The following is a 6,490-nucleotide window of genomic DNA, read 5'->3' as shown; positions in this document are numbered from 1 at the left end:
AGGCTGATGCCTCTGCACGTTGAGTAGCACTCAAAAATTATTTAGGACAATATTGATTTTATGCAGGATTCTTATTCCGTAATAATCGTCGGTGGACGGATCATCCTTGAACGTGATGCGGAACTGACGCATTTTCCCGAATTCGCTGTCTGTTTCGTCAAGTACGATTTTTGAGAGAATAAACCGAGCCGGGACAACCGAACTGGAGCTGACCGGGGGCAGCCCGGCCGCTTCGGCCACGATGTCGATTTTGTCGCCCTCATTCAGCGTTTTGACCACATAGTAGCTCTTGGCCGGGATTTTGCCAAGTCTATTTTCAGTCCAGCAGACAGGTTGCAGCTCGCCGTTGACCGAGAAGTCGATTTTTGCGCCGGGAATCCCGTCGGGCGGATACTGAGAGCCGGTGACAGGAGTGCTTTTTGACAGCTGGATGAATGTGGTGTCGCTTCCGGCCATCGGCATGGTGTAGATGACCAGTTTTTCCTCCACGTCAAAGTCGTCGAGGTCGAAATATGATGTACACGACGCGAGTATGATGGCCGTTATTATATATAATGTGAAGTCAAGGAGTTTCATGTCGGTGAAAATCAGAATTTATAAGTGTAGCTGAACGATGGGATTATGGGGAATACGGCTGTCGCTTTTCCACGGAATGAACCGTCGGGGAGCATCTCGATTTTGGCCGAGAACGGATTCATGCGGCAGTAGGCATTGTAGACACTGATATTCCAGATGCGTTCGTTGCCCTTTCGGGTGGTTTTGCGGAAATTTATGCCGAGGTCAAGGCGGTGGTAAGGGGCAAGGGAGAGATTGTTGGGTTTCTCGTAGATCCATGATACAAAGCCTTGGTTGTTGAATCCATGTCCTCCATTGTCGGGCAACGGGATTTCGGGTGATATCACAGCCTGCTGCGGGACTGTCATGCGGTTTCCGCTGTGGAACGACCATGCTGCAAAAGCGTCGATGCCGTTTGAAATCTTATAGCTGAAGTTGAGATTCAGTTTATGGCGGTTGTCGAACTTGTCGGGATACCATCCTGAGTGGAATCCGGGGAAGTTGCGCTTGTTCCACGACAGGGTGTATGAACCACTGAGGTCGAAGCGTTCGTTGCCATAGCCGGCTTCGAGTTCAAGTCCGTAGGCACGTCCGCGTCCGCGGCGGATGTGTGAGTCCCAGTCCTCGAAGGGCGGTGTCAGTGAGTTTCCGCCGTCATATTCGATGAGGTTGTGCATTGTCTTGTAGAACCCCTCGGTGCTGAGGCGGATGTTGTGCGGTAGCATCAGATAGATGCCGGCCGCATACTGTTCGGAGCGCGATGGCGCGATTTTGTTTGTCGACGGAACCCAGTAGTCGGTGGGGAGATTGAGATAGGAGTTTGATAGCTGGTGCATATACTGGCTCATCCGTGTGTAGGATGCCTTAAGCGTGACATGGTCCGACGCCTGATAGCGGACGGCGAGTCGCGGTTCGACTGCGGCATATGTCTTGTCGGGGATGTTGAAGAGCGTGAAACGAACCCCTGCGTTGACTCTCCACTTTTCAGCGATGGCTATGTTGTCTTCGGCGTAGACCGAAAGTTCGTGACCGCGCATTGTGTGGTGGATATTGCGTGCTATGGTGTCCATGTCGATGCCGTCGCCTGCAAAATTGTTTGAGGCGAAGCTCTGAGGTTTGAAAAAGTGCATCAGATAGTTTGCCCCGGTGCGGATGTGGTGTGTACGGTTGAGGCGGTAGTCTATTTCCATTCGTGCGCCGATGTCATTGATGGTGGAACGGCTGTGGTTTTCGGTGTGTGTCACTCCGAGAAATGAACTGTCGGCGGGGTTATATGTATTATAGGTGTCGGTGTAGCCCTGTCGCGATCTGTTGTAGGTGTAGATTGCGGTAAACACGGAGTAGAGTTTTGGCGAGAACTGATACTTCCAGTTGAGCGCGGCGGTCATATTTCCCCAACGGAGGTCGATTTTTGTGTATTCGCTTTCGTTATGTTGGTCGATGGCTTCATCTCTTTCTCTGGCCTTGAAGGTGTCGTCGCCCGAGAAGAAACTGATGTCGGCGCGGCTGCGGTCAGAAAATATGTGGGTCACCTTTGCGTTGAAATCGTGGAAGGCGTAGCGCATGGAGATGTTTTCGTTGTCGGAGTTTCTGTTGTGGATGGCGAAGGCCGGGATGGTTATGAGGTCGAGCCAAGTGCGTCGCAGCCCGATGTTGAACGAGGTGCGGTTTTTGACGATCGGACCTTCGAACTGCAGGCGTCCGTCGAGGAGTCCGATGCTGAAAGAGCCGTGATATTCGTTCATGTTGCCATCCTTGGTGCGCACGTCGACCACCGATGACAGCCGGCCGCCGTAGCGAGCCGGAAATCCGCTCTTGTAGAAGTCGATGTTCTTGATGACATCGGTGTTGAACGACGAAAACAGACCGCCGAGGTGGTTGACCTGATAGAGTGGAGTGCCGTCGAGCATAAAGAGATTCTGGTCGTTGTCGCCGCCGTGGACGTATAGTCCCGAGGTGATTTCAGTTCCTGCCGCCACGCCTGAAAGATTCTGGATTGTCTTGACCACATCCGGAGAGCTGAACAGGGCATATTCTTTGTTGAGGTCCTTGGCCGTCAGCGAAATTTTACCGGTCTGGGTTGTGTGGAGCGGGGAGTTGAGGTCGGCTGTGACGACTACTTCCCCAAGTTCCTTGCCGGGGGATAGGACCACGTTGAGAGTCATGTTGCGGTCGAGCGCGATCTCTTCGATGCGGTCGGAGTTTCCGATTGACGAGAAGCTGACCGAGTGACGGCCTTCGGGGAGTGTCAGGCTGAAAAATCCGTGTTCGTTGGTCAGAGTTCCTGCTCCGCTCGTGATGTCGCGGACGGTGGCGTTGATGACGGTCTCACCGTCGGTTTCGGTGACATAGCCGCTGAGAGTGTATTTCTTGGCAGGCATTATGACCACATATCCGCCGTTTTTCTCCCAGCGCAGCCCTGTGTTGCGGAATAGTTCGGCAAGGCTTGAATCAAGATTCAGCCCTTCGAGCCGCTTTCCCCGGTAGGGAACATCGAGATGGATTGATGAATCATAGACGAATTTCACACCGTGGCGAGCCTTGACGGCTTCAATCTGACGGCGCAGTGTGGAAGTGTCGGAGTTCTTCACGGATTCTCCGTGAATCTCCGGAGTCAGAAGCAGTGCAGACAATATGATAAGTGTCAGTATGCGTATCATTTTGTTTTCTTTTCAATTTTTACGTCAAGTGATTTTTCGATGAGCATGATGATTTCGTCGAGATTCTCGGTGTCGAACTCGGCCGTGAGCACCTTATCGGTTTCTTGGCATGTCAGACCGACATTGAAATGTGCCGAAAGCCGGTTGAGGACATCGGGGAGGGGAGTGTGGTCAAACACTAATCTATGTGAGTCCGGGATGCTGTCGGGCTTCGTGGGTTCGATGATTTCAGGTGTGTCAGCCCCGGCGAGCAGGCATGCGTGCATTCCTTTTGTCAGGATTACGCCTTCGGCTCTGTCTTTTGCGGTAAACTTCACTTTGCCCGATGTCACTGACACGCCGATTGAATCGGGGTTGAGTTCGTCGACAACGAACTGAGTGCCGAGTACGGTGACCGTTCCGTAGCTTGCGTTTGCGACGAAAGGTGCTTCAGGATTTTTTGTGACGCTGAATTCCACTTTGCCTGCCATTTCGACCCGTCTTGAGTCATTGCCGAAGCTTTCTGCGTTATATGAGAGAGAAGAATGTGGAGAAAGTGTCACGACGGAGCTGTCTGGAAGGGTATAGCTGACCGACTTGTCGTAGGCATAGAGCGTCGTCATCGCATTGCGTCCGGTGTTGAAAATGTGATAGCCCAAAGCTATACATACCGCTACGGATGCTGCTATGCCTATGGTGAAGCGGGTCAATAGCCTGAACTTGGCCGGATGTCCGGCACGATAGGCCCGCAGGGCACTTTTTGTGTCGAAGCGCCCGGGGGCGTAGTACTTGAGTACGAATCTAAGATGTCTGTTTTCTCTGTCCATATTTTACACTGTTGTTTTACCCTATGACAGAGAAATGCTGAAAAACTACTACGCAAAAATGAAAAAATTTTGAATAAATGTGATAATGGCTTGAATATGCGTGTGTTGCATGCATGATTTTTTGAGCCTGTCACCCGAAAAAGAACATATAGACGCGGTGACACCCCTCTTTGAGTGCTTTAAGTGCCTTGCTTATCTGGTTTTTCACTGTATTGACCGAAATGCCCATCTCTTCGGCTATCTCTTCATACTTCAGACCGTCTCGTTTGCTCATCAGCAGCACCTCGCGACATTTTTCGGGCAGTGAATCTATGGCAGTCCACAACCGGGCTTCGATAAATGCGGCTTCCTCGCGGTCGTCTTCATCAATTACATCGTCGAATCCCTCGTCAGTTGTCTGGCTGTCAATCAGGCTGTCTCGCCGAAGCATATCAAGGCTGCGGTTTCGCACCATCATGAAAAGATATGACTTCACGTCGGCCACCTCATGTCCCTCATCCCATCGTTCGAGGAAGGCCGTCATACAGTCCTGCACCACATCTTCAGAATTTTCAGGACTGCGGAGATAGCGCAGCGCGTAGAGACACAGAGGTCTGTAGTACCTTCTGAATATCTCTTCTGCGCTGATAGTCTGCCTTTTGTCCGTAATTGACATAAAAAGTTACTTGTCCTAAAAATTATTCACGTCGCAAAATTACCGATTATATTCGATAAATTATAATGATTGCGCCTTTTGGACATAAAAACCGTGAATAGCGGTGCGATAAAAATCTAATCATTATAAACTAGTACGATGAAATCGCACTAGTAGTATTTCAAAATTTATACTTATATTTGCATTGCAAATCCAAACGCAGAAACCTCAGTAAAGGGTCAGCGGGAGGGTTTGCAAATTTTTTTCGAAAAGCGTTTACCATGACGCTCTTTCTTGACGTTCCGAAATCTGGTAAATTTCTCATTACAGTCAAGAATGTAGCAAGCGGTAGATGCCTTGTGGATATGCTATATCCATTTGTACATGATGTTCAGATGTCATGTACAGATGTCATATATCTATATTTGCGTGAGGCTTCTGCGTGTTTGCTCGTTCTACTGTAATGGGCATACCAGAGCCTCGGAACGTGGGACGAGTGACGAGTAAGATTCCCCACGCATTTTCGTTTTTTGATTATCAATGCCATAGCTGTGGGGAGGCGGGCGAACAATCATTGTCTTATGCCAAGGGAAAAATTAAAAATGAATCATGAGGATGTCTGTACGGCTATTAATGAGACATTCTGCAGGCAAATCGGAGAGCTTGAATTCGAGCGAAATCTAAAATTTACAGAGATTGACCGTGAGTCAAATCGGTTATTTCAGTTGAGTGAAAAATTTGAGAGATGTGGCGAGTATCTGTTTACAGGTGAAGTAGGACTGTTCACAGAAAATAATAGTGTCATTTCTTCAGCTCATTATGATGTCTCAGGTAAAGTCATCATTACTGAGATCGACGGTTCACCGTCAGTAGAGTTTATTGGAATGATAGGTGCAAGAAAATTACTGAAATAAAACAATCAATATCAGTAAAAGTATGAAAAAAATAATGATTTTTGGATTATTTCTACTCTCAATACTCTCGGTATCAGCCTACGATTTCGAGGTTGAGGGGGTATATTATGAAATATTGTCCACAGCTGAGCTGACTTGTGAAGTGACTAGTGGAGCAGAAAAATATGTAGGGGATATTAAGATTCCTACTGTGGTAAACTACAAGGGCAGGGAGCTTTCGGTAGTTTCAATAGGAAAGACGGCGTTTAATTTTTGTAGTGATCTAACCTCGGTAGTCATACCGAGTTCGGTAACTACCATAGGTGTGTCAGCCTTCTATTGGTGTACGAGTTTGACGTCGGTCGTCATTCCTAGTTCGGTAACTACCATAGGAGATTACGCCTTCTTTGGGTGTACGAGTTTGACGTCGGTCGTCATACCTAGTTCGGTAACTTCTATAGGTGAGTCTGCCTTCTTTGGGTGTACGGGATTGACGTCGGTCATCATACCTAGTTTGGTAACTTCCATAAGCCCTAAAACCTTCTGTGGGTGTACGGGATTGACGTCGGTCGTCATACCTAGTTCGGTAACGTCCATAGGAGAGTCAGTCTTCTATGGGTGTACGGGATTGACGTCGGTCGTCATACCTGGTTCGGTAACGTCCATAGGAGAGTCAGTCTTCTATGGGTGTACGGGATTGACGTCGGTTGTCATACCTAGTTCGGTAAAGTCCATAAGGTATAGAACCTTCTTTGGATGTACGGGATTGACGTCGGTCGTCATACCTAGTTCAGTAACTTCCATAGGTCGGTCAACCTTCTCTGGGTGTACAAGTTTGACCTCGGTATCCATCCCAGGTTCGGTTTCCACAATTGATAAACTTGCTTTCGAACAGTGTAGTAATCTTAAAGATGTAACTTTTGAGAGTTCTCCATCCGAATT

5 protein-coding genes and 1 pseudogene are annotated in these 6,490 nt (G+C 48.6%); 2 read left to right on the top strand and 4 right to left on the bottom strand.

Features of this window, described 5'->3' with window-relative positions; genetic code table 11:
* Positions 1–30: 30 nt before the first annotated feature.
* From QZ311_RS10895 to QZ311_RS10880, 4 genes are all read right to left on the bottom strand, one after another.
* The gene (locus tag QZ311_RS10895) at positions 31–576 is read right to left on the bottom strand and encodes a DUF4249 family protein (protein WP_297067770.1); all 546 of its coding nucleotides are present in this window, start codon (positions 574–576) and stop codon (positions 31–33) included.
* Positions 577–587: 11 nt separating this feature from the next.
* On the bottom strand, positions 588–3,215 hold the full coding sequence (locus QZ311_RS10890) for a TonB-dependent receptor (RefSeq protein ID WP_297067767.1): 2,628 nt from the start codon (positions 3,213–3,215) through the stop codon (positions 588–590).
* The gene (locus QZ311_RS10885; RefSeq protein WP_297067762.1) at positions 3,212–4,021 is read right to left on the bottom strand and encodes a FecR domain-containing protein; all 810 of its coding nucleotides are present in this window, start codon (positions 4,019–4,021) and stop codon (positions 3,212–3,214) included. The genes QZ311_RS10890 and QZ311_RS10885 overlap by 4 nt, the downstream gene beginning before the upstream one ends.
* A gap of 130 nt (positions 4,022–4,151) precedes the next feature.
* A complete protein-coding gene (locus QZ311_RS10880) occupies positions 4,152–4,676 on the bottom strand; it encodes an RNA polymerase sigma-70 factor (protein ID WP_297067759.1) in 525 nt (174 codons plus the stop codon).
* A 560-nt stretch (positions 4,677–5,236) separates the two neighbouring features.
* On the opposite strand from QZ311_RS10880, the gene QZ311_RS10875 reads away from it, so the two are divergent.
* The gene (locus QZ311_RS10875; protein ID WP_297067756.1) at positions 5,237–5,569 is read left to right on the top strand and encodes a hypothetical protein; all 333 of its coding nucleotides are present in this window, start codon (positions 5,237–5,239) and stop codon (positions 5,567–5,569) included.
* A gap of 22 nt (positions 5,570–5,591) precedes the next feature.
* Positions 5,592–6,476, top strand: a pseudogene (locus tag QZ311_RS10870) (leucine-rich repeat domain-containing protein); the annotation flags it as partial.
* Positions 6,477–6,490: the final 14 nt, after the last annotated feature.

It is taken from the genome of uncultured Duncaniella sp. (assembly GCF_910578445.1).
In the GTDB taxonomy this organism is placed as follows: domain Bacteria; phylum Bacteroidota; class Bacteroidia; order Bacteroidales; family Muribaculaceae; genus Duncaniella.
The sequence above is the reverse complement of the archived record's forward strand: the minus strand, read 5'-3'. Positions and strand labels throughout refer to the sequence as shown.